The sequence below is a fragment of the Anoxybacillus tepidamans PS2 genome (genome assembly GCF_000620165.1).
In the GTDB taxonomy this organism is placed as follows: Bacteria; Bacillota; Bacilli; order Bacillales; family Anoxybacillaceae; genus Anoxybacteroides; species Anoxybacteroides tepidamans_A.
Map to the genome: position 1 here is coordinate 85365 of NZ_JHVN01000006.1, position 23613 is coordinate 108977.

Here is a 23613-nt window from a genome sequence, read left to right on the forward strand (position 1 = left end):
TATTTCATATTGATGGATGATTTCAAACAAAGGGGAAAGGTGGTGAATCCTGCGCGAAATACGATGGGCGCAGGGAAGCATGAAAGCGGTTGCTGACGGAACAGTACTATGGACGCCAACGGAAGAGCAAATTCAACAATCGACGGTTCAACGCTACATGAATTGGCTGAAGGAGAAGAAAGGTCTCGACTTCAAAACGCATCGCCAATTATGGTCATGGTCGGTCGAGCGGTTGGAGGAGTTTTGGGAAACAGTATGGGAGTATTGCGATGTGCAGTCATCGACTCCTTATGCATGCGTGCTTGAAAAGCGAAACATGCCTGGAGCGAAATGGTTTCCAGGGGCGCACCTCAATTATGCGGAACATGTTTTTCGCAACGCTCAAGAGGAAAAGCCGGCCCTTCTTTTTCGCTCGGAGCGCATCCCATATCGGGAAGTAACATGGAAAGAGCTTAAAGAACAGACAGCGGCAGTAGCGAGCGCGCTGAAAAAATTAGGAGTGAAGCAGGGCGACCGGGTCGTTGCCTACATGCCGAACATTCCGGAAACCGTCATCGCCTTTTTAGCGTGTGCGAGCATCGGAGCAATTTGGTCGAGCTGCTCTCCGGATTTCGGTGCCAACAGCGTGATTGACCGCTTCCAGCAAATTGAGCCGACCGTGCTCATCGCTGTCGACGGCTGCCAATATAACGGAAAAACGTTTGATAAACGCTCGGTCGTGGACGAGCTGCGCGAAAAATTGCCGACGTTGAAAAAGACGATTCTCGTGCCGTATTTAAACGAACAAATCGAAGCGCCGGACGATTCAGTGCTGTTATGGAACGATATCATCCAAGAGAAAAGCGAGCTTTCGTATGAACACGTTCCGTTTGACCACCCGCTTTGGATTTTATATTCGTCCGGAACAACAGGATTGCCGAAGCCAATTGTTCAAGGACATGGCGGCATTTTGCTTGAGCATTTAAAAATCTTAATGATCGAGCAAAATATAACGAGCGACAGCACGTTTTTCTGGTTTACGACGACGGGATGGATGATGTGGAATTTCTTAATTGGAGGGCTGTTAGTTGGAGCGAAAGTTGTTCTTTACGACGGAAGCCCTACATATCCGGACGGGCGCGTGTTGTGGGAGCTGGCCGAGCGGGCGAAAGTGACGCATTTCGGGACGAGCGCCGCGTTTATTAACGTCTGCATGAAGCTTGGCATCAGCCCGAAAGAAATGTACGACTTTTCTCATTTACAAGCCGTTCTATCGACTGGATCACCGCTGACGACAGAAGGATTTGCCTGGGTGTATGAGCATGTAAAAGAAGATGTTTGGCTTGTATCGTGCAGCGGCGGTACGGATGTGTGCACCGCTTTCGTCGGCGGCTCGCCGATCTTGCCGGTTCGGGCAGGAATGCTGCAATGCCGCGCGCTTGGTGCGAGCGTGCAGGCGTTTGACGAAAACGGCAAGCCGCTTACGGATGAAGTCGGAGAGTTAGTAATAACCGCTCCAATGCCATCGATGCCGCTCTTTTTCTGGAACGATGAGAATTACAAGCGTTATACTGACAGCTATTTCGACACATATCCAGGCATTTGGAAACATGGCGATTGGATTAAAATCGACGAACAAGGAAGCTGCGTCATTTACGGTCGTTCCGACTCGACGATCAACCGCGCTGGCGTCCGCATGGGAACGAGCGAAATTTACCGGGCAGTGGAAACGGTCGACGGCGTGCTCGAAAGCTTGATTATCGACTTAGAATTAATGGGTCGGCAGTCATTTATGCCGCTATTTGTTGTGTTGCAGCCGGGGGCGACGCTTGATGACGATTTGAAAAACCAAATTCAAGAAGCAATTAAAACAAAAGTGTCGCCGCGTTTTGTTCCGGATGAAATTTATCAGGTAGAGCAAATCCCGAAAACGCTGAACGGCAAGAAAATGGAAATCCCGATCCGGAAAATTTTATTAGGCTTCCCGCTTGAAAAGGCAGTGAATGTCGGCTCCATGGCCAATCCAGATTCGCTTGCGTTCTTTGTCGAGCTGGCGAAAAAGTTGGGGAGCCCGATGTTGAACGGATAACGGGGATTATTCGCTATGAAGCAAACGAGGCTGTTGCTTTGCGGCAGCGGCCTCGTTTTTTATTTCATTTCTGTTAAAATTTCATGTTGATAATGTCAAAATGCTGAAGGAAACCTATTATTTTAGTTTTTTAATTGTTCTTGCACTAACCCGTCAATTGTTGAATAAATGACCATTACTATTTATGGCAATTTATCATTGGAATGAATCATATTATTAATTACCATTCCAATGATAAATTAGTTGCACAACGCCAGAGGAGAACGTTCTTGTATTAACTAGTTTTAAATTCAATCTCTGCTTTATATCAATAAATAACGGTTTTCCTTCTCCCAAAATAACAGGGTGGACAGATAATCTAAATTCATCAATAAGCCCTAAATTGATAAAAGTAGTAATAAGATTTGCTCCGCCATATAGCCAGATGTCTTTACCAGGTTCATTCTTTAGTTTTAATACTTCTTCCAAAATATTATCATTTATGAATGTCGCTTTGTCATCAGCCTCTTTTTGTGTTCTGGAAAACACATATTTTTTTTTGCTATGAATTAATTCCCAAATTTCTTTTTCAGCATCATCAGTAGTTTCTGGGGTAATTTGTCCCCATAAATCGTAGCTTTTTCTTCCATATAAAATAGTATCAATTTGGTTTAAGAAATTAATAAACTCCATCTCAGAGTCCATGATGCACCAATCAACTTCTCCATTTTTCCCTTCAATAAAACCATCTAAAGTAACTGCTAAATCTAAAATGATTCTTCTCTGTCTTACGTTATTTGACATAACTCATCCTCCTTTTTATCATTTGGGTATTGTTTCTTCTTCCTTAATAATTCCATATTTCATTATTGACAGCATTTATTGCTGAAAAAGTGACTGAAGTTACTAAAAAGTCTCTCTCGTTTCATTAGTTAGACGCCCATCAACAGAAAATAAAGGTTTGACATGTTTAATCTATTGATATACTTGCTCTTTCTTTGTATGTGATGATTAGTCGATGTGTTTTAAGAAGTTGCTAAGCGCTTTGCTCAACTTAAGTTCTTTATACGAATATTTGTTCCTATCGGATTATATCAAAAGTTCAGAGAAGGTTCAAATATCAACAGTTACCTTTAACAGAGTCTTTATTTATCTTTAAATTCCATTTTTTGTTTACATATTTTTTAGCATCTCCTATAATGAACCGTGAAATGGAAGTGGATTGTGCGAAGAAACGGCAATGTGTCCTTGTCATTTTGGCGCGCTCGAGGGAGGGAACAAAGACTTTATGTTGAAACATTGTAACGATTCAAATGTTGCTGTAGTCTTAATCCATGAAATCTACGGAATCAATGATCATATGAAATATGCAGCGCAAATGATTACTGCTCAAGGGTATGACGTCTATTGCCCTAATTTGCTCAATAGGGAAGCTTTCCATTACAATGATGAGAAAGAAGCTTATCAATATTTTCGAAATGAAATTGGATTTGAACAGGCGAAACACCAAACTTTAAATTTAGCGCAATCCTTAAAACAGAAGTACGAAACTGTCGTGTTTTGGGGATACAGCGTCGGCGCCACTGTGGCATGGTTATGCTCTGAATATGATGGGATAGGGGATGCAGCAATCGGCTACTACGGTTCCCGAATTCGAGACTATACTGATTTGCGTCCAAAAATGTCTGTACTTTTATTGTTTGCCGAACAAGAGCCATCGGTTGATGTCCATCAGCTGACGGAACGATTATCGTGCACATCGGGCGTGAACATCGAGATGGTGGAAGGCGCACACGGGTTTGCCGATCCTTTCTCGCGTTTTTATCACCCTGAATCGGAAAAAAGAGCGCTTGATTGGTCGTTCAAATTCATTGAAACGATTCGGACAGGCGAAAAATAAACAGAGGAATTTTTAACGATTTACCGTTTCAGTGGAGTACATGATTAAAATAAGAAGGGGGATTCAAAGCATGTACCAAGGAAAAGTCGTCGTCATTACCGGAGCGGCGGGAGGCATCGGACGCGGGCTGGTAAAAGCGTACGCGGAGCAAGGCGCAACGGTTGTCGCCACCGATCAAGCAAAAGAAGTGGAACGGATCGCAAGCCGGCTGCAAGCGGAAGGATATGATGTTCATCCGTACATATGCGATTTAAGTGTTCCAGCTGACATTGTGAAGATGTTCGGGCAAATCGGGGAATCGTTTGGCCGAATGGATGTGCTCATTAACAACGCCGGGTTTGGCATTTTCGTTTCTCCATATGATCTCACAGTCGAACAATGGGATGATGTCATCAATACAAATTTGCGCGGCACGTTCCTTTGCTCGCGAGAAGCGGCGAAAATCATGCGGACGCATGGGGGAGGTGCGATCGTGAACATTTCTTCGACGCGGGCGCTCATGTCGGAAGCGAACTCGGAGGCGTATGCGGCTTCTAAAGGCGGCATTTTGTCGTTGACGCACGCCTTGGCCGTTTCGCTTGGGCCGGACCGGATTACGGTCAACGCCATCTGTCCAGGATGGATCGAAACGGGCGATTACGAGCAGCTTCGACCAGAAGACCACACCCAGCATCCATCCGGACGAGTCGGGAAACCGGAAGATATCGCCCGCGCTTGCTTGTATTTGACGAACCCTGATAATAATTTTGTCACGGGGATTCAATTGATTGTCGATGGCGGAATGACGCGGAAAATGATATACGTGGAGTAGAAGAATGTTGTCGGCATGGTTACAATCCTTTTATTTGTGGGGCGATTGTTATGGGATTAATCACAAGTAAAGTAATGATCATCTCTTTATGTTTGTTAGTTATTACAACGATTGAGACTTTAGCCTATTCAGCGCGGATTTCTGGGGCAAGGGTAAAGCTAATCGCAACCGCTATCTCTTTGTTTAGCACATTAGTAGTCGTTTCAAGATTATCAACAACGATTCAACAACCTTTAACGGCAAAACTCATTGCAGAAGCGCCAGAGATCAATAAGCTAGGTTTTATCGAGGAGCAGTACAGAATTTTAATTGCGGTGACATCCATTGGGGTTTTGCTGGGAATTTTTCTGTTTCCGACCTTTATCAACATCTTCTCAAGAGCGATCGTTCAATTGTCGAATCAACAAGGTTCGATGGTTACTTTATTCTTTAAGTTCTTTAATATAGCTGGGGTTAAAAAAGTTGTAAAATGTTTTAAATTGCCGAGGTTTACCTATCTAAAAGGAATTACGTTCAAAACAATCCCTAAACGTCTTTTCATCATGAATATTATGATTTCAGCTATATTTACAACCGGTGTTCTCTCTTCAATATATGCTTCACTGTTAGTTCCGAACAATTATGCACAGACTGCGTTAATGTCATCTGGGATCATAAATGGAATAGCAACCATTTTGTTAACTTTATTTATTGACCCAAAAGCCTCCGTATTAGCAGATAAGGTCATGAAAAATCAAATTGATTACATTTATTTGAAAAGCTATTGTTTGACAATGGTTAGTTCCAAGTTTTTAGGTACCATCGTAGCGCAATTTTTATTTATTCCTGCTGCTTATTATGTGGCTTGGTTTGCCAAGTGGGTTTAAGGGGATGTTGTTCCACTATCGGCGGTCTTCATTATAATAATAAAAAAGGGCATTACATTTTCGCTGTAATGTCCTTTTCTTATAAGCGCTGAAAATTCCATTTAGAAAATAGCTGTTTTGAATATGGATCATGAGCAAAGCGGTATTCATCTACATTCCCCTAATCTTTTTGAGAAGCAAAGCATCGCAACCAATTTTATCATCATTTATGTAAAGTTTTGTAGGCAAAATCGCAACATATACGGTCCTACATATCTATTTTATTCGATTGACTTTGACGTAAACGAAAATTAAAATGAAATTCAGAAAAATAAAAATATAGGTGGACTCGATGAACTTTTATACCATCTCCCAACTGTCGCAGGAATTCGACATTAGCACGCGAACGATTCGCTATTACGAAGAACGCGGGCTCATTGCGCCGATTCGCACTGAGTCGGGCCAGCGCTTGTACACGAAAAAAGATCGGGCTGTGTTGAAGCTTATTTTGCGCGGCAAGCGGTTTGGCTTCTCGCTTGAGGAAATTCATAAAATGATTTCGCTTTTTGACAAAGATCGCACCGGACGAAAGCAGCTTGAAAAAACGATTGAATACGGCGAGCAAAAGCTGAAGGAGGTGACGGAGCGGATTGACGATTTGCTGCAGCTGAAACATGAAATGGAAACGATTTTACAAGATTTCAAAACGAGATTGCGAGAAATGGAGGAAAGCGAATGAACATTTCTGAACTCTTGGCGCGAAATGCGCGCAAATTTCCGGAAAAAATCGCGATCATCGATGGAGACACCCTTCTTTCGTACAAACAAGTCGATGAGACGGTCAATCGCCTCGCTGCGTCGCTGCAAAGGCTCGGGCTGAAGCGGGGGGATAAAGCCGTTTTGTACATGCCAAACACGAAAGAATTTGTGTATGCCTACTTTGCGGTTTTGCGCCTCGGAGCGATTGCCGTTCCGATCAACGCCCGGCTGACGGCTGAAGAAGTGCGCTATATTGTAGAGCATAGCGAAGCGAAAGCAGTGATTGCCCACGAATGGATTTATGAAGCGCTGTCGCCGCTTGTCCGCGATTTTGATCTTCTATGGATTAAAACCGGCGAGGCGAAAGACGGCTGGCGGTCGCTCGCGCAGCTCATCCATGACGGAAGCGCCGAGCCTGTTGTTTGTCCGCTTCAAGAAGACGATGAAGCGACGATTTTATATACATCCGGCACGACAGGAAGGCCAAAGGGCGTCTTATTTACGTACCGCAACATTTTAGCAGTCGCCGTCATGATGGCGCTGGAAACGAAGTTGAATAAAAACAGCCGCTTGCTGCATATGATGCCGCTCAGTCACTCTGCACCGCTTCATTTATTTTTCATCGGCGGCATGTATGTTGGGGCCACTCATGTATTATCACCTACGTTTTCCCCGGAAGCGTTGCTTCAATTTGTCGAACAGCATCGCATTACCCACTTTTTCGGAGCACCTGTTGCCTACTTGCTTACTGCCAAACATCCGCGCCTTCACGAATACGATCTTTCTTCTGTTGAGTATTGGACGTATGGCGGAGCGCCGCTGTCAGCTGAAGAAGTTCGATTTGTCGCCAAACAGTTTCGCACCGACCGCCTCATGTGTTTATACGGCTTAACGGAAGCCGGACCAAACGGCACGTATTTGTCGCCGGAAGAGCATGCTGAAAAAGCGGGCAGCGTCGGCAAATGGGCCGCGCTCAACTGCGAAGTGAAAATCGTCGATGAACACGGCCAAGAAGTGCCGATTGGCGAAGTTGGCGAAATCGTGCTCGCTGGCGAAGGAACGATGAAAGGATACTACAAAGACGAGGAAAAAACGTCGGAAACATTAAAAAACGGCTGGCTTTACACCGGCGATCTGGCGCGCCGCGATGAGGACGGCTACATTTGGATTGTCGATCGGAAAAAAGATGTCATTATTTCCGGCGGGGTCAATGTCTATCCGAAAGAAGTGGAAGATGCGCTGCGAGCGCATCCTGATATTGTCGATGTCGCTGTTGTCGGCGTGCCGCATCCGGAATGGGGCGAGACGGTGAAGGCGTTCATCGTTGCCGCTAAGCCGATTGATAATCTTGCCGACGAGTGTAAAAGGTTTCTAGCAGGAAAGCTTGCCGACTATAAAATTCCGCGCCTGTACGAAGCGATTCCAGTTTTGCCGCGCAACGCGACCGGAAAAATATTAAAACAAGTGTTGAGGGGGAGAGGTCATGAAACAACTGCGCGAGGTTGATCCGAATCTGCTTTTCAACTTGCAAAAATATTTAGATCCGGAGCTTTATGAGTATGCAGCGAACGAGTTGGAGTCGTTTTGGCGCCTGTGCATGACTGATATTGATCGGCGCGCCGTTCATACCGACCGCGAAGGGCAGCCGCGGCTCGTCAAATACGACCGCTTCGGCAACGACATCTCGGAAGTATGGGTGAACGAAGGGTACAAACAAACGGTGAAACAAACGTATGAAACCGGCATCGTCGGTTATGTCCATAAGCCGATTCCAAAGCTTGGCCGAAAAGGCAACTACATTTATTCATATGCGCAAGGATATTTATTGTCGCAAGCTGAGCCAGGCTTTTACTGCCCGGTGACGCTGACGATGGCGACCGCGTATTTACTGGAACATTTCGCTGATGAAAAATTAAAAAAGAAATATTTGCCGCATGTCATTGCGACAGGGGATATGGAGCTGTATGAGGGAGCGACGTTTTTAACGGAGCGCCAGGGGGGCTCGGATGTCGGAGCGAATGAAGTGCGGGCGGTTCCATGCGGAGATTATTATGAAATTTACGGAGAAAAATATTTTGCGAGCAATGCCGGCATGTGCGGCGTGGCGATGGTGTTGGCGCGCATCGACGGCAGCGAAGCGGGGACGAAGGGGCTCAGCCTGTTTCTTGTGCCGTGGCGCAACGAAGACGGAACGCTCAACGGCATCGAAATCCGCCGCCTGAAAGATAAGCTGGGTGTACGCGCGGTGCCGTCGGCGGAAGTGGTATTTAATGGGGCAAAAGCCTATTTAGTCGGCGATGCGAAAAAAGGGTTTTACTATATGATGGAAGCGCTCAATTTATCGCGCGTCTGCAACGCCGTCGCCTCAATCGGCATTATGAAGCGGGCGCTCGAGGAAGCGAAGGAGTATGCTTTAAACCGTTCCGCGTTCGGTCAAACGCTCACATCATATCCGATGATAAAAGAGACGCTTGCGAACTTAACCGCGCGCCAAGAAGTGCAGACGAGCGCTTGCTTTGAACTGATTGCTTTTTTCGATCGCGTCATGCAAGAGCCAAAGCAAGCGACGGAAGACGAAAAAGCATGGAACCGCCTGTTGATCGCGCTGTTAAAAATGCGCACGGCCGAGGAGGCCATCGCCTTTGCCCATGAGGCGATTGAAATGCACGGCGGCAACGGCTACATCGAAGATTTTGTCACACCGCGCCTGCTTCGCGATGCGCAAGTGCTCACCGTCTGGGAAGGGACGGCGAACATTTTAGGCTTGGAAGTGCTGCGCCTGATCCGCAAATATCGCATTCACGAAACATTTCACGAAACGATGCGGCAAGAACTCGCCGCCCTTCCGGAAACGATTCAGCCACTGGCCGCTCCGGTTGAAAAAGGTTTGACCGAGCTTGCGCAATCGCTGCAAAAGCTGCAAGCACTTTCCGAAGATGCGCAAACTTACCACGCGAAAAAGATCGCCAACCGTCTATGCGACATCTATTTGAGCGTCGTCGCGCTGAAAAACGCGGTCGACAGCGAACGAAACGAAGTCATCGCCCGCCTCTTTTTACAGCACGTTTGGCATAAGGATTTATTGGACGTCGACATGCTGTCCGTTTGCTATTTCGATCTGGTAATGAACAACACGAACAGGGTAAAAGTGTGAAAAACCGGCTGTCTGTCGGTTTTTCTTTTTATGAAAATATTGAAAATAATTTCTTTTTTTGCTAGTTTTATAAACATATATCTTTTTCCAAGGAGGGATAGGCGTGATTCGCAAGCTGAATCAAGCGGACCACGATGTTGTCTTTTCTTTTCTAAAGCAAGAACCGTCGCTTAATCTTTTTATCATCGGTGATATTGAAGCGTTCGGCTACGAACAAGACTTTCAGGAGCTATGGGGAGACTTTGATGAGCGCGGCGCGTTGCGGGCCGTTTTATTGCGATTCTATGATTCTTATATTCCGTATGCCCCGGGCGATTTTGATATTGACGGGCTTGCTGAGATCATGCGCAGCACCTCCGGGCCTGTCACGCTCTCCGGCAAGGCGGAGCTCGTCGAGAAATTTGAAAGCCTCTTGCCGCTTGGGGCAAAGCGCGTTATGTATTTTTGCGAGTGCAACCAAATAACGTTTCCCGAAGAAGAAAACCGTTATGAAATCAAATTGGCGACAGTGGATGATGTCGACCGGATTATTGAATTGCGCAGTCGCATTACAGAGTTTGTCACAACTCCATCATCGAGGACGATGTTGCTTAAGGCATTGGAAACGAACACTGGCCGCACGTACTATATTGAGGAAGACGGCCGCATGGTGTCGGCTGTTTCGACGACGGCGGAGAATACGCTGTCGGCGATGGTCGTCGGCGTTTGTACCGATGCGCATTACCGGCAAAAAGGGTATGCAAGCGACATTATGAAGCGCATCATTCAAGATTACATTCGTGCCGGAAAGACATTATGTTTGTTTTATGACAATCCAGAGGCGGGCCGCATTTACAAACGGCTTGGATTTTCTGACATCGGCATGTGGATGATGTATCGATGACGGTAAAAAAGGGGGCCGCTTTCGTGAACGAAAGTGCATTCATCTCATTTCTTAGCGGAGCGAAAAAACAGACGTACACCGCTAGCGGGAATGCGGCAGCGGTGCCCCGCTTTTGAACGGATCGAAGCAGCTTGAATATCGCGAGGGAGACTATGTATACCGCGACATTTACTTTGGCTTCGCTTTTTTTGTTGGACAGGAAACGGTTGAATATTTGGTCGATGGTATATTCAGGGGAGTGATTCACCTTGATAGGCTACATGAGTACATCGCTTCTATTTATTTTATTTGTTTTTGCGTCAAGCGCTCCGTCATGTGGACACCGATGCTCCGTACCGGGAGCTCGAATATGTAGAAATAGGGCCATATGTATATAAAAACATGTGGACGGAAACGTTCGAACAGTTTGCTGGGGAAGAAATCATTTTTCACGAAAGAGAAAAAGTGTACGAACTGCGGTATAGTGGAGAGTTTGTTAAGTAGGTGCCTCAAGTCGTTGATGAGCTTTCATTTTTTATAGAAGCGAAAAAGGAGACCGGCAATCCAAGTCTCCTTTTTGACGTTTAGGGCGCTTTCAATAAAACATACACCGCCCAAAAATGCGCCATCGAGCCTCCGAGCACAAACAAATGCCAAATTGCATGGTGAAATATAAACCCGCGCCAAACATAAAATAACGCCCCCACCGTATATAAAATCCCGCCGGCGACCAAATATGTGACCCCTTCCGATGAAAGACCAGCAACGAGCGGTTTCCAGGCAAACACAATCAGCCAGCCCATCGCGATGTAGACAACTGTAGATGTATAGAGAAAACGATTGACGAAAAAACATTTAAACACCGTGCCGGCAAGCGCAAGCCCCCAGACGATGCCAAACAGCGTCCAGCCGATCGCCCCTTTGACCGCTAAAAACAGAAACGGCGTGTATGTGCCCGCAATAAAAAAGTAAATCGCCGAATGGTCGAAAATTTCGAATAATCGTTTCCATCTTCCTTCCGGCAAGGCGTGTACGACTGTCGATGAGGCATATAATAGAAGCATCGTGCCCCCAAATAACGCAAAGCTCACCACATGCCAAGCGTTGCCGCGAATAGAGGCGCTGGTCGTCAATACGACAAGAGCGACGATACTAAAGACTACCCCCAATCCGTGCGTAATCGCATGAACGATTTCTTCTTCCTTTGTAAATGCATGGGTATTGGCCAAATAAGTCATCCCCTTCTTGGAAACAGCAAAATAATTTTGTTTATTGTATCATAAATGGCGCTTTTACAAAAAGAACCAACTCGGAAATTTTGCTTTATAGCAATGATCGGCTTCGATATAATGGGGAAAAGGGAAAAAGTTTATCGAGGCATTCGTCTTAATTTATTTATCAGAATATTCAGTATAATACTGATTAACCTCAGCTAAAATGATAAAGCGCAAAGAAGGAGGCGATCAACGTTTTGTTGTCCTAAGCTGCTCTTGTTGATTTGAGCGACATGAATAATGGGGTGATAATCATGAGTTTGCCATTGCAGCTCGAGAGAAGAAAAAGTGCAAGAAAAAGGCTCGCAATTTCCCTTGTTAGTGTATTGCTCGCTGCGCTCGTTGCCTGTGTCGGAATCTCCATTTATGTTGGCTGGAATTTGACACATAAAGCGCGAAAGCCGATTGCAGAGACGCCGAAAGCTTACGGACTGGCTTATAAAGACGTCACTTTCAGAGGCAAGGACGGCGGGCTGAAATTGAAAGGATGGGTGATAGAACCAGCAAAGCCAGCGAAAATGACGATTATTTTTTCCCACGGCTACGGCGGCAACCGCTACGAGCCGAACGTTCCGTTTCTGCCGCTTGCCAAACCGCTCGTGAACGAAGGCTATCGCGTCATTATGTTTGATTTTCGAGCGAGCGGTGAGTCGGAAGGGGACATGACGACGATTGGAGCGAAAGAAAAATATGATTTGCTTGGTGTCATCGATTACGCAAAACAACATTATTCCGATCCGATCGTTCTTTACGGCGTTTCAATGGGAGCAGCAACATCGATTTTAGCAGCGGGAATGGACCAAGATGTAAAAGCGGTGATTGCTGACAGCCCTTTTAGCGACTTAGAAGGTTATTTGCGAACGTATATGCCCGTATGGACCCATTTGCCTAACGTGCCATTCACCTATTTGATCCTCACCCTCATTCCGATGCTTACGGATTTAAATCCGGTGGAATCCATCCCGATTAAGGCGGTTGATCAAATAGCACCGCGCCCAATTTTATTTATCCACAGCAAAGATGACCAATCTATTCCGTATAAAGAAAGTGTGAAAATGTACAACAAACATCCGGACGTGTTCGAAATTTGGCTGACCGACAAAGCAAAGCATGTGAAAAACTTTGAAATGTACAAAGATGAGTATATTCAAAAGGTGCTTCAATTTTTAGAAAAAGTACAAAAGACAAAAGCCGAATCATGACGTTGAACGAAGTGTTGATGAAGAAGGGGGTTATAGTTTTAACATAATCCGCCAAGAAGTCTCCCACTTCTAAATGGAAGTAGGTGGGAGGGGGTTCATGAACAAGCGGCTTTTTACTGCTTGGAAGCTCTGTGATCTTGTTTAGAATAAACGGTTATATTGGTAAAAATTATCCAATAGTTTATTTTTTTAGAGGAATAATTTACCTTTGTGTAGTATTAACATCTACGTAGCCGTTTGTATAAGGAGGGGATGTTAGTGAGCAAACAAAAAAAATGGTTTACTAATCAGGATGTTGAGGGAATCATAGAGGAATTGGAGGAGTTCGCGACAGAGATAGGAAATCAGGCCGGCAACAGTAAAGATATAGAGAATAGAAGATTTTATGAAGGAATGGCTGTTGCTTGCAAGCTTATGGCAATGAAGTTAAAGAGGGGATTTGAGTATATTGATGAAACATTTTTAAACTGCGTGTACGAGAATATAAAAGCTTTAAGCGAAGAAAAAAGTCAGCATGTATTTGCGCGAGAAATAAAACAACGATGCTCCTTCTGCCTTCAGCACAAAGAGCCGCTGGTAAAGGGGCCCTTTGCGTTGATTTGTCGGGATTGCCTGCAATTTGGCATAAAAGTAATGAGGAGCCGAAATGTATGAACTTTTTCCACCTTCACTTAGAGCTGGGAGACTTCTCTGTCGACATGTTAACGGCAAAAAAGGTGATGATTGATGGTACGAAAAGTCGAAGTCGTTCCATTTTCTGAACAATGGGCGGAGCAGTTTCGCTGTGAAGCAGACAAAATTAAAGACGTCTTTCAAGGCGAGTGCGTCGAAATATACCATATCGGAAGCACCACGATTCCTGGAATGTGCGCCAAGCACATTATTGATATCATGGTCGAGGTCCACCATATTGATGAAGTCGATCGTTTTAATAAGCAAATGGCTGAACTTGGTTATGAAGCATTGGGGGAACATGGGATTGTAAAGCGGAGATTTTTTCGCAAAGGAGGCGAAGAGCGGACGCATCACGTTCATATATATCAAACAGGAAGCGAACATATCGAGCGGCATTTAGCGTTTAAAGAATATATGGTCGCTCACCCGAATAAAGCAAAGGAATATAGCAAGCTGAAACAAATGCTAGCGCAACAATTCCCTTTCGCTATTGAATCGTACATAGAAGGAAAGGATTCATTTATCAAAAAAGCGGAGCAAGAAGCGTTAGCATGGTATCGCAAGCGAAGAAAGGGGGAAACGGGTGCTTTTGAAATGGATTAAATGCGGTGTCTTTCCGGAGCAAAAGCGGAGGTTTTCGTTCGCGCAAGAGCAATGGCAGGAGCTAGGACAGGTTCGTGGGTTCCTCAGGCAAATGGGCGGTTGGAATGCGACCGACGCGAATGAAGCATGTATTTTTTCGCTATGGCAAGATCGATCTTCCTATGAGACGTTTATGGAGAGGAACCATGATGAAATCGTGGCGAAAAACAGCCAGCGCAGCACGTATTATCGCATTTCTGTTGAATTGTACACAAATGTACTAGATGGTTGCGAAACGCCCTCTATCATGGAGATGCTCGATAAAGGTAAAACACTATACGTATTAGAATGCACGGAACCGTGGCCCAACTTGCTGGATAAAGAGGGTTGTGTGTCGTTTCGGCATATGAACGACCAGCGCCGCCTTCTCATCGTCTCGACGATGCCGCCATCCGTCGGCGATGTGACGACAATCATGCTTGAAGATTCATGGACGGTATGCCCAAACAAAAGCAGCGAGCCCCTTTTATAACAGGGAGGAAGACCGATGAGAGCAACGATGCCGCTTCTTATTTTTATGTTGTGCGCGCTGTTTTGGCCTATCAACGCGTTCGCTTCTCCTCCGCCTAAGGAAATTGCCAAAGCGAAGGCGGAAGCTCCCGTACATTTGATCGGCGTGGTCACGTCCGATCAGCTGTATCAAGATTTGGCAACAGAGACCGACCGCCCGTCGCAAATTCGCCGCATCACGTTATCGGCTAAGCGGATCATCAAAGCGCCGCCTCATCAACCGCTGTCTGAAGCGACCGTTTATTACGTATACGTTCCGTCGTGGCAACGAGATGAAATAGTAGGTGCTGCACCGCTATATATGGCTAGAGGCGATGTGGTGGAAGTGTGGCTGAAGCAAGGAAAAATGGGCTGGGAACCTGTTCTAGGCGGCTGGACGGTTCGTCATTTGTCGTACGCACCAAAGCGCATCGAACCGATTCGCGAGCCGTTTTGGCATACGATAACACGCCACGTTCAGGCAGGATGGCGTCATCACTCCGATGCGATTATGTTTTGTAGTGTTGTTTTGTTCCTTCTTATTTTTGTCCTTTTAGTGAATTTTAAAGGAAGCAAGGCGGTTCATTGATTTTTATGGGCAAAACGACTATTATTGTAATAAATTTCAAAAGAAGAGGAGAGTGGAGTTATGAGTGCAGTTCAGAACGAGCGAGGCTATTTTGGCGAATTTGGCGGAAGTTTTGTGCCGCCGGCGTTGCAGACGGCGCTTGATTATTTAGAGGAGCAGTTTTTAAAGTATAAAGATGACGAAGCGTTCAATGAGGAATTTCGATTTTATCTAAAAGAATATATTGGCCGCGAAAATCCGCTCACGTTCGCATCACGGCTGACAGAGCGGCTTGGCGGAGCGAAAATTTATTTGAAACGGGAAGACTTGAACCATACTGGCTCTCATAAAATCAATAACGTCATCGGACAAATTTTGCTGGCAAAGCGCATGGGAGCACATCGCGTCATTGCGGAAACGGGCGCTGGACAGCATGGAGTCGCGACGGCAACAGCGTGCGCAATGTTCGGCATGGATTGTACAATTTATATGGGAGCGGAAGATACGAAACGCCAAGCTTTAAATGTCTTTCGTATGGAGCTGCTCGGCGCGAAAGTTGTTGCGGTATCGAAAGGGCAGGGACGCTTAAAAGATGCGGTCGATGAGGCGCTAAATGATTACGTGGCAAATTATGAGCATACGTTTTATTTGCTCGGTTCGGCGGTCGGTCCGCATCCGTATCCGAGCATTGTCAAACATTTTCAGTCTGTCATTAGCGAAGAAAGCAAGCGACAAATTCTCGAAAAAGAAGGACGTTTGCCTGATGCGGTGATCGCCTGCGTAGGCGGCGGCAGCAATGCGATCGGCGCGTTCGCTCATTATATCGACGAACCGCACGTGCGATTGATTGGCGTCGAACCGGAACAAGCGGCAACGCTCACAAAGGGAGTTCCGGCGCTGATTCATGGCTTTAAGTGCCTCGTGCTGCTTGATGAACAAGGCAATCCACAGCCGACGTATTCTATCGCTGCCGGACTTGATTACCCGGGAATCGGACCAGAGCACAGCTATTTAAAAACATCGGGGCGTGCCGAATATTATACAGTTACAAACGATGAGGTGCTTGAAGCGTTTCAACTCCTTTCTAAAACGGAAGGAATTATTCCCGCGCTAGAAAGCGCCCACGCGGTAGCGTACGCGCTCAAATTGGCGCCGACCTTGAATCGCGATCAAATCATTATCGTCAATTTATCGGGACGCGGCGACAAAGATGTGGAACAAGTATTCCGCATGTTGAAAAAATAAGCATCCTCCATATAAGCGTGAAATTCGCGGTTTCGGCTGCGGGTTTCACGTTTTTATGTTGCGGTGTGAAGGAGACTTTTCCTACTATTATATTAAAAGAGTGAGCTAGGCTGTATATATAAGAGCATCCATACCGATATAACAAATATTGGAGAGGTTGTTAAATGAAAGTCATTTTGTTTGACGGCGTTTGCAATTTTTGCAGTGCAAGCGTCCGTTTTATTATCGAAAGGGACCCGCACGCGTATTTTCGTTTTGCTTCATTGCAGAGCGAAGCGGGGCAGAAACTGTTGAGGAAGCACGGTGTCCCTGAACGGATCGATAGTTTGGTATTCATTGACGGATCTGCTTATTACACGAAATCAAGCGCAGCCTTGAACATATGCAAGCATTTGCGAGGATGGTGGAAATATTTCTATATATTCGTTCTTATCCCGCGCCCGCTTCGCGATTACGTGTATGATTGGGTCGCGAAAAACCGATACAAGTGGTTTGGGAAAGCAAACAACTGCCTCATTCCAACCGAAGAGATTCGGAAACGCTTTTTATAATAATATTTTTGCAGAAAGGAAGAAACCGATGAAATTTTATATTGCATCAAGTTTTGTCAATAAGGAAGCGGTTCGTGTCTGCGCTCGCCGATTGATCGAGAGAGGATTCACGCAAACATATGACTGGACTGAAAACGAACGCGCTTCGACGATCGAGCAGCTTCTAAAAGTAGGAGAAGAAGAGAGACAAGCCGTAATGGCAGCCGATTTTTTTGTAATTTTGCTTCCAGCAGGAAAAGGAAGCCATGTCGAATTAGGCATTGCCCTTGCATCCGGGAAGCGGGTATACATGTACTCGCCTGATGAGGAGATTTATGATCCAACGACAACGGCGACATTTTACCATCTTCCTGAAGTCCAAAAATTTGTTGGCACGCTCGATGCTTTTGTGGAGCAGCTTATTTTATGTGAAGCAAAGAAACAGGAGATTATCAATGAAAAGAAGCAAGCGAAATGCTGAACATGATGTGTGGGAGGACACTGCGCCGGCTGGCATTTAGTAAAAGACGATGATTTGAGCGTGATTCACGAGCGAATGCCTGCTGGCACCTTTGAAATGAGATACTATCATAGAAAATCGCGGCCATTTTTTTCGTTTTGTCTGAAACTGTAATGATCGAAATGTACGGTGAGGAAATCGTTCTTCAGCGGCACGAAGGAGTAGCAATTCCGCCGCTTGTTCCTCATCAAATGCTAAATCGATCTGAACAGGAGGTACAATTTTTGGTCATTTCTCAGCCGTTCAGTAAAAGCGACAGAGTATTAGCGAAGTAAAAGGCTTTATCACTGCAACCGATCGAGATGAGGGGCGGTCGTTTGATCGTCATGTTCTCTATTTTTCTATCAGCACTGGGCACAAGAAATCTACTGTACGATCTGAGCGGAAAGTTCTTTGATTCCATTTTATCCCTATTAAAGTTCTCTTCTTGTCTACTTATTTCTACAAACAACCGTTGCAAGACTTCTATTCTTACGCTCTACTGTTGGAAAACATGTGAAGGGAATCTTGTAATGTAATCGTAATGGATTTGTAACTACTTCTTATTCTTTCTGTTACCGATTCGCCATCTTTTTTATATATAATGGTCCATGTTGATAGAAAAATAAATCTACCTGGAGGAGTACAGCATGAAAAAATCCGTTATTCTTACAGGTACCATTGTGACTTCTTTGCTAGCGGGGCAAACGGCTTTTGCGAGCGGCTACACGGTTCAAGATGGCGATACACTTTGGGACATATCTAAAAAATATAACACTACTGTTGAAACATTAAAGCAAGCGAACCATTTAACTTCCGATCTTATTTTTCCCGGCCAAGTATTAAAAGTGAATGATAAAAAAGATGTATATGTAGTGAAAAACGGCGATACGTTAAGCGGTATTGCAAAGCAGTTTCATACGACAGTTCATTCATTATTGCAAATGAATCCGGGGATTTCGGATCCAGACTTTATTAAAATTGGCCAAAAAGTTTATTTGTCTGAAGCGGTTTCCGCTCCTGCTAAACCTGCTGTAGAACCCGCTTCCGATCGGTATTACATAGCAAAAGAACGAGACACCCTTTCTAGCATCGCTAAAAAGTTTAACACGACGGTTCGTTCATTGCTTGCGTTAAATCCAGGAATTGCGAATCCAAACTTTATTCGCGCAGGGCAAGCTATAAAAGTTACCGGGTCAAATCAAACGGTATCTTCAGTCGAGCGAACGAATCAACAGCTGAAAGTAGTATCTCCTCCAAAGCAAAAAGTTTCTGCCAGCTATGCGGAAAGCAGCGTAAAAGCTACGAATTCTTCTTTAGCCGATCAAATTATTCAAATTGGCGAAAAATATTTAGGGGCCAAATATTTGTACGGTGCCAGCCCGTCCCGTACAGATGCGTTTGATTGTTCCTCCTTTACAATGCGGGTATTTAGCGAAGTAGGAATTTCTTTGCCTCGTAGTTCGGGGGCGCAGTCACAAGCAGGTACGACAGTTTCTGTTAATGGGTTGCAAAAAGGGGATTTGGTCTTTTTTGACACCGACTTCAATGGAACGATCAACCACGTTGGAATATATGCAGGTAACGGGCAAATGTTAAATGCCACAATTTCAAAAGGAGTCTGCTACGTGTCGATTGACTCTCCTTATTGGAAAGAACGTTTTGTGAAAGCAACGCGCGTGATTAACTAATAGATTCTATTTGTAATGTTGGAAGCTAAGGATTAGTCGAACACCCATCACTAACAGTTGATGTTTTATTCCCTACACCATTAAAAATATTTTAAAAAAGCCTCTTTCATTATGAAAGGGGCTTTTTTTTTTGTTTAGACAAATTATATTTTTACAAAAACCTATGTCTTTGAATCGGTCCCAACGTTCTATTCTATGAGGATAAAAAATGAATGATGATTCCTAAACTACTTTGAGGTTTTCGAAACGGGATGCGAATGGGAAAAGTAGATTCATTGTGCAACAAGGTATTTTGATCATATTTGCCGTACTATTTGTAATAGGTAGATTCAACGATGCAGAATAGAAAAAGCCATTGAAATCCATTATACTTGTTGGTAACAAAAAATGGTGCGCGCAAACAATTTTCGAGCGGAATATCTCAGAATTAACAATAAATAGGAACGGGGTGAATCAAATGCGCATTGTTACAGCTTCGGAAATGTATGCTATCGATCGATATACAATTGAACAAATTGGAATGTGCGAACAATCGCTGATGGAAAATGCAGGACAGGCTGTTGCGCGAATATTGTTTGAGCGAATCTCTCCATCTCAGCGCGTTGCTGTGTTGGCGGGGGCGGGCAATAATGGCGGAGATGGGGTTGTCATTGCGAGAATGCTGAAAAGCCGCGGCTATACGGTAGATTTATGGCATATTCCGCCGCGGGAAAAGATAAGAGGTGCGGCGCAAAAAGCGCTTGAAATCTATGAGAACTGCGGTTATGAAACGAAAAGCTATATCGAAAATGAGGGGCTATTTTTTCAGCAACTCGAAAGTTATGACGTTATTATTGACGCGCTGCTTGGAATCGGCGTAAAAGGAGCTATAAGAGCGCCTTACAACGAAATGATTAACGAGATTAATAAGCTTGAGAAAGCGGTTGTATATGCGATCGATGTGCCAAGCGGAATTTCGGCTGATGGCGGAGAAGTCGAAACGGCTGTTTGCGCCGATATGACGATGACGATTCAATATCCGAAGCTGAGTGCCTATACGTTTCCAACCGCCGATTATTACGGTGAATTAGTGGTTGTCGATATCGGCATTCCGCCGCGTTCACTTGAACATCATGCCGCCTTCCGCCAAGTATGGATGAAAGAGGACGTGATCCGGACATTGCCGACAAGAAAACGCTCGGCGCATAAAGGAACGCATGGCAAAGGAGTTGTTGTAGGAGGCTCGCGAAATATGACCGGAGCTGTCATGCTGGCGGCGAAAGCAGCTTTGCGAAGCGGAGCAGGGCTTTTGACGATGGCGATTCCTGACGCTATTTATGACGCAGTAGCAAGCTGGATTCCTGAAACGATGTATTTGCCATGTTCGTCTAAAAATGGCTACTTTGCTGGAGATATCAATTTTATAAATTTGGACATTGATGCGATCGCCATCGGGCCGGGGATGGGAAGGACGGAAGGAACGAAACAGGCGGTTCAAGCCGCTCTTAGAGAAGATGTGCCGGTTGTGCTTGATGCCGACGCGCTATTTTTCTGGAACGAGTACGTTTCGCTTGTAAAAAAGCGAACGAGTCCAACGATTGTGACCCCGCATCCGGGCGAGATGGCGCGCATGCTTGGGACCTCAATTGGAGCAATCGAAAATGACCGTTTTCATGTAAGCAGGCAGTTTGCCATCGATTATGGCGTCTATGTCGTCTTGAAAGGCCCTTACACGATTGTTGCGACACCGGACGGAAAACAGTACATTAACACGACCGGCAATCCGGCTCTTGCCAAGGGCGGAAGCGGCGATGTGCTTGCGGGCATCATTCTCGCCTTTCTTATGCAACACCGCTCGATTGAAACGGCGCTCAGTAACGCGGTATGGGTGCATGGCAAAGCGGCTGATCTTCTTGTGCAAACGGGACATTCACCTTTTGATGTGCTGGCGACGGATGTGATTGATGCGATTCCGCGCGTCCTTTTTCAGTTGGGTGAAGAGAAAAGATGATGGCGTATACAATATTTCCATTATGCGAAAACGCCCTGACTGTTCGCTTTTCTAATGAAATGAGCGAAGAAGCGAGCAGATGCGTTCAGCAGCTAGCGAGCTTGCTAGGTAGCGGCGCATACGAAGGAATCATTGATATTGTTCCAGCCTTTTCGTCCGTTACGATTTATTATGATCCGCTTATATTAGGTACGTATAAGCAAGCATGCAGCATCATTAAGGCGGAAATGGAAAAGATGGATCCAACCAGCCTATTTAGAGAGAAACGAACGATTGTTATTCCTGTTTGTTATGGAGGGGAATTTGGTCCCGATTTGCCGGAGGTAGCGCGCTATCATTGCATGGCTGAAGAGGAGGTCATTCGCCTTCATTCAGCAGCACGGTACAAAGTCTATATGATCGGTTTTGCTCCAGGTTTTGCGTATTTAGGCGGATTGCCTTCGCAGCTTGCCGCTCCGCGCCGAGCGGTTCCCCGCCTTGTCGTCCCGGCCGGTTCCGTCGGCATTGCCGGAAGCCAGACGGGAGTGTATCCGTTCGCCACGCCTGGAGGCTGGCAAATTATCGGAAGAACGCCGTTAGCGTTGTTCCACCCGAACCAGCAGCCGCCTAGTTTGCTGCAAGCTGGAGATATCGTGCAGTTTCGGCCAATTGACGAGAAAGAATACAGGATGTGGGGAAGAGATGGGTGTTTTCGTTCTTGATGGCGGCTTTTTAACGACGATTCAAGATTTAGGGCGATGGGGATTTCAAAAAGACGGTGTATCAGTTGGAGGCGTGATGGATGCTTTTGCGAGCCGCCTCGCCAATTTTTTAGTGGGGAATGACGAATCCGAAGCCGTATTAGAAATGACAATGATTGGTCCGACATTGCGATTTGAAATGGAAGCGGTTGTGGCGGTTTGCGGCGGCGAATTTTCTTGCCAGCTCAATGATCAACGAGCGCCGCTTTGGCAGCCGCTTTCGGTGAAGCCGGGCGATGTGCTCTCAATTGGCCCGTGCCATCACGGGTATCGGGGATATATCGCTTTTTCGGGAGGTTTGCAAGTGCCGCTTGTTTTGAGCAGCCGTTCGACATACATCAAAGCGGCGATCGGCGGCTTGAACGGCCGCCCGTTGCGAAAAGGGGATGTGCTTCCGCTTCAGCCGCCTCGCCGTGTGCCAATGCGCCGGTTCGATTGGGGCATTGCGTATCGTGCGCGTTCGTACATATACGGCGGTGAAAAAATCGTTCGCGCCATTGCAGGACCAGAACATCATATGTTCACCGCTGAGAGCGTGCAGCGTTTTTTTACCACAGCATATGAAGTGACAACGCAATCGGACCGCATGGGCTATCGATTGCGAGGAGCGGAGTTAAAGCGGCATACCGACCGAGAAATGCTTTCAGAAGCGGTGGCATTTGGCACGGTGCAAGTGCCAACGTCGGGAGAACCGATCGTGCTCATGGCTGACCGGCAAACGACAGGGGGCTATCCGCGCATTGCCCAAGTGTTGTCGGTCGATTTGCCGATTTTAGCGCAAGCGCGCCCCGGCGACCGCATTCGCTTTCAAAAAGTGTCCTGGCAGGAAGCAGAGCGGTTATATATCGAACGCGAGCATGAGATGAGGCAGTGGAAAGCGGTCATCCAGCAAAAATGGAGGGATACAGGTGGCACAAATTGATCTCAATTGCGACTTTGGCGAAAGCTTTGGTGTATACGAGCTCGGGAATGAAGAACTCTTAAATTACGTCACGTCTGTCAACATTGCGTGCGGATTCCATGCGGGCGATCCGGTTGTGATGCGGAAAACGGTGCAGATGGCGCTCGAAAAGGGAACAGCGATCGGCGCGCACCCCGGTTTTCCGGATTTGCTTGGCTTTGGGCGCCGCAATATGCATGTCACGTTTGAAGAGGCGTACGCCTATGTTGTCTATCAAATTGGAGCGCTATCGGCATTTGTCAAGGCGGAAGGAGGGCGGCTTTCCCACGTCAAACCGCACGGCGCTTTGTATAATATGGCGGCGAAAGATGCAGAATTGGCGGAAGCGATCGCCCAAGCGGTGCGCGATGTGGATTCGTCGCTCGTTTTATATGGGCTTAGCGGCAGCGAACTGATTCGTGCCGGCAGGCGGTTTGGCTTGAAAACGGCCAGTGAAGTGTTTGCCGACCGGACGTATCAAAAAGACGGTTCATTGACACCAAGAAATGATCCGAGGGCGCTCATCACAGATGAAGCGGAAGCGGTGCAGCAAGTGTTGAAAATGGTTCAAGAAGGGCGCGTGCGAACACTTGAAGGCGATGATGTTGTAATTGAGGCGGAAACGGTGTGCATTCACGGAGACGGGAGTCAAGCCGTTTCGTTTGCGAAGCGGTTAGTTCAAGCGTTGCATGGCGCGATGGTTGAAATTAGAGCGATCGGATAACTAAAACGTGATGTGTTCGGGCGCCA

General features: G+C 46.1%; 25 protein-coding genes and 1 pseudogene. 24 read left to right on the forward strand and 2 right to left on the reverse strand.

Annotated features, from left to right (window positions below; all coding sequences use genetic code 11):
* Positions 1-79: 79 nt before the first annotated feature.
* Positions 80-2068 carry an acetoacetate--CoA ligase gene (locus tag N667_RS0108095; protein WP_027409111.1) on the forward strand — a complete coding sequence of 663 codons (1989 nt, stop codon included), beginning with the start codon at positions 80-82 and terminating at the stop codon, positions 2066-2068.
* 216 nt (positions 2069-2284) lie between these two features.
* Here the strand turns inward: N667_RS0108095 and N667_RS0108100 are convergent, their stop codons facing one another.
* Positions 2285-2851 carry a dihydrofolate reductase family protein gene (locus tag N667_RS0108100; RefSeq protein ID WP_027409112.1) on the reverse strand — a complete coding sequence of 189 codons (567 nt, stop codon included), beginning with the start codon at positions 2849-2851 and terminating at the stop codon, positions 2285-2287.
* A 484-nt stretch (positions 2852-3335) separates the two neighbouring features.
* Here N667_RS0108100 and N667_RS0108105 point away from each other — a divergent pair, with 484 nt between their 5' ends.
* The 9 genes from N667_RS0108105 (at position 3336) to N667_RS20150 (ending at position 10882) form a co-directional block, all read left to right on the forward strand.
* Positions 3336-3947 carry a dienelactone hydrolase family protein gene (locus N667_RS0108105; RefSeq protein WP_027409113.1) on the forward strand — a complete coding sequence of 204 codons (612 nt, stop codon included), beginning with the start codon at positions 3336-3338 and terminating at the stop codon, positions 3945-3947.
* Positions 3948-4017: 70 nt separating this feature from the next.
* A complete protein-coding gene (locus N667_RS0108110) occupies positions 4018-4758 on the forward strand; it encodes an SDR family NAD(P)-dependent oxidoreductase (protein WP_027409114.1) in 741 nt (246 codons plus the stop codon).
* Positions 4759-4808: 50 nt separating this feature from the next.
* Positions 4809-5624, forward strand: a complete 816-nt coding sequence (locus N667_RS0108115; protein ID WP_027409115.1) for a lipid II flippase Amj family protein — start codon at positions 4809-4811, stop codon at positions 5622-5624.
* 331 nt (positions 5625-5955) lie between these two features.
* Positions 5956-6342 (forward strand): MerR family transcriptional regulator, encoded by a 387-nt coding sequence (locus N667_RS0108125; RefSeq protein WP_027409116.1) that lies wholly within the window; start codon positions 5956-5958, stop codon positions 6340-6342.
* Positions 6339-7868 (forward strand): class I adenylate-forming enzyme family protein, encoded by a 1530-nt coding sequence (locus N667_RS0108130; protein ID WP_027409117.1) that lies wholly within the window; start codon positions 6339-6341, stop codon positions 7866-7868. The genes N667_RS0108125 and N667_RS0108130 overlap by 4 nt, the downstream gene beginning before the upstream one ends.
* The gene (locus N667_RS0108135; RefSeq protein WP_027409118.1) at positions 7846-9516 is read left to right on the forward strand and encodes an acyl-CoA dehydrogenase family protein; all 1671 of its coding nucleotides are present in this window, start codon (positions 7846-7848) and stop codon (positions 9514-9516) included. Before N667_RS0108130 ends, N667_RS0108135 begins: the two co-directional genes overlap by 23 nt.
* Before the next feature lie 103 nt (positions 9517-9619).
* Positions 9620-10399 (forward strand): GNAT family N-acetyltransferase, encoded by a 780-nt coding sequence (locus tag N667_RS0108140; RefSeq protein ID WP_027409119.1) that lies wholly within the window; start codon positions 9620-9622, stop codon positions 10397-10399.
* A gap of 112 nt (positions 10400-10511) precedes the next feature.
* Positions 10512-10754 (forward strand): hypothetical protein, encoded by a 243-nt coding sequence (locus N667_RS20145; protein WP_232223941.1) that lies wholly within the window; start codon positions 10512-10514, stop codon positions 10752-10754.
* Positions 10715-10882: a DUF5680 domain-containing protein gene (locus N667_RS20150; RefSeq protein WP_232223908.1), complete on the forward strand. Its 168-nt coding sequence runs from the start codon at positions 10715-10717 to the stop codon at positions 10880-10882. Before N667_RS20145 ends, N667_RS20150 begins: the two co-directional genes overlap by 40 nt.
* Before the next feature lie 80 nt (positions 10883-10962).
* Here the strand turns inward: N667_RS20150 and trhA are convergent, their stop codons facing one another.
* A complete protein-coding gene (gene trhA / locus N667_RS0108150) occupies positions 10963-11607 on the reverse strand; it encodes a PAQR family membrane homeostasis protein TrhA (RefSeq protein WP_027409120.1) in 645 nt (214 codons plus the stop codon).
* 299 nt (positions 11608-11906) lie between these two features.
* On the opposite strand from trhA, the gene N667_RS0108155 reads away from it, so the two are divergent.
* The 14 genes and pseudogenes from N667_RS0108155 (at position 11907) to N667_RS0108215 (ending at position 23587) form a co-directional block, all read left to right on the forward strand.
* Entirely contained in the window at positions 11907-12854 is a 948-nt protein-coding gene (locus tag N667_RS0108155) for an alpha/beta hydrolase (RefSeq protein WP_035098412.1), read from the forward strand.
* A 258-nt stretch (positions 12855-13112) separates the two neighbouring features.
* Positions 13113-13508, forward strand: a complete 396-nt coding sequence (locus tag N667_RS18430) for a hypothetical protein (RefSeq protein ID WP_232223909.1) — start codon at positions 13113-13115, stop codon at positions 13506-13508.
* Positions 13509-13580: 72 nt separating this feature from the next.
* A complete protein-coding gene (locus N667_RS0108165; RefSeq protein WP_035098413.1) occupies positions 13581-14132 on the forward strand; it encodes a GrpB family protein in 552 nt (183 codons plus the stop codon).
* Entirely contained in the window at positions 14113-14643 is a 531-nt protein-coding gene (locus N667_RS19085) for a YdbC family protein (RefSeq protein ID WP_051529991.1), read from the forward strand. The genes N667_RS0108165 and N667_RS19085 overlap by 20 nt, the downstream gene beginning before the upstream one ends.
* A gap of 15 nt (positions 14644-14658) precedes the next feature.
* Positions 14659-15249: a hypothetical protein gene (locus tag N667_RS0108175; protein ID WP_027409123.1), complete on the forward strand. Its 591-nt coding sequence runs from the start codon at positions 14659-14661 to the stop codon at positions 15247-15249.
* 60 nt (positions 15250-15309) lie between these two features.
* Positions 15310-16473: a tryptophan synthase subunit beta gene (gene trpB, locus N667_RS0108180; protein ID WP_027409124.1), complete on the forward strand. Its 1164-nt coding sequence runs from the start codon at positions 15310-15312 to the stop codon at positions 16471-16473.
* Between the two features lie 164 nt (positions 16474-16637).
* A complete protein-coding gene (locus tag N667_RS0108185; RefSeq protein WP_027409125.1) occupies positions 16638-17024 on the forward strand; it encodes a thiol-disulfide oxidoreductase DCC family protein in 387 nt (128 codons plus the stop codon).
* 28 nt (positions 17025-17052) lie between these two features.
* Complete coding sequence (locus N667_RS0108190; RefSeq protein ID WP_027409126.1) at positions 17053-17484, forward strand: nucleoside 2-deoxyribosyltransferase; 432 nt, start codon at positions 17053-17055, stop codon at positions 17482-17484.
* Positions 17459-17798, forward strand: a pseudogene (locus tag N667_RS19395) (cupin domain-containing protein). The gene N667_RS0108190 and the pseudogene N667_RS19395 overlap by 26 nt, the downstream one beginning before the upstream one ends.
* Before the next feature lie 354 nt (positions 17799-18152).
* Positions 18153-19193 (forward strand): LysM peptidoglycan-binding domain-containing protein, encoded by a 1041-nt coding sequence (locus N667_RS0108195; protein WP_027409127.1) that lies wholly within the window; start codon positions 18153-18155, stop codon positions 19191-19193.
* 457 nt (positions 19194-19650) lie between these two features.
* Positions 19651-21183 carry an NAD(P)H-hydrate dehydratase gene (locus N667_RS0108200; RefSeq protein ID WP_027409128.1) on the forward strand — a complete coding sequence of 511 codons (1533 nt, stop codon included), beginning with the start codon at positions 19651-19653 and terminating at the stop codon, positions 21181-21183.
* Positions 21183-21884: a 5-oxoprolinase subunit PxpB gene (pxpB, locus tag N667_RS0108205; RefSeq protein WP_027409129.1), complete on the forward strand. Its 702-nt coding sequence runs from the start codon at positions 21183-21185 to the stop codon at positions 21882-21884. Before N667_RS0108200 ends, pxpB begins: the two co-directional genes overlap by 1 nt.
* Positions 21865-22845, forward strand: coding sequence for a biotin-dependent carboxyltransferase family protein (locus N667_RS0108210; RefSeq protein ID WP_027409130.1), 981 nt, complete (start codon positions 21865-21867; stop codon positions 22843-22845). Before pxpB ends, N667_RS0108210 begins: the two co-directional genes overlap by 20 nt.
* Positions 22832-23587 (forward strand): LamB/YcsF family protein, encoded by a 756-nt coding sequence (locus N667_RS0108215; protein WP_027409131.1) that lies wholly within the window; start codon positions 22832-22834, stop codon positions 23585-23587. Before N667_RS0108210 ends, N667_RS0108215 begins: the two co-directional genes overlap by 14 nt.
* Positions 23588-23613 lie beyond the last annotated feature (26 nt).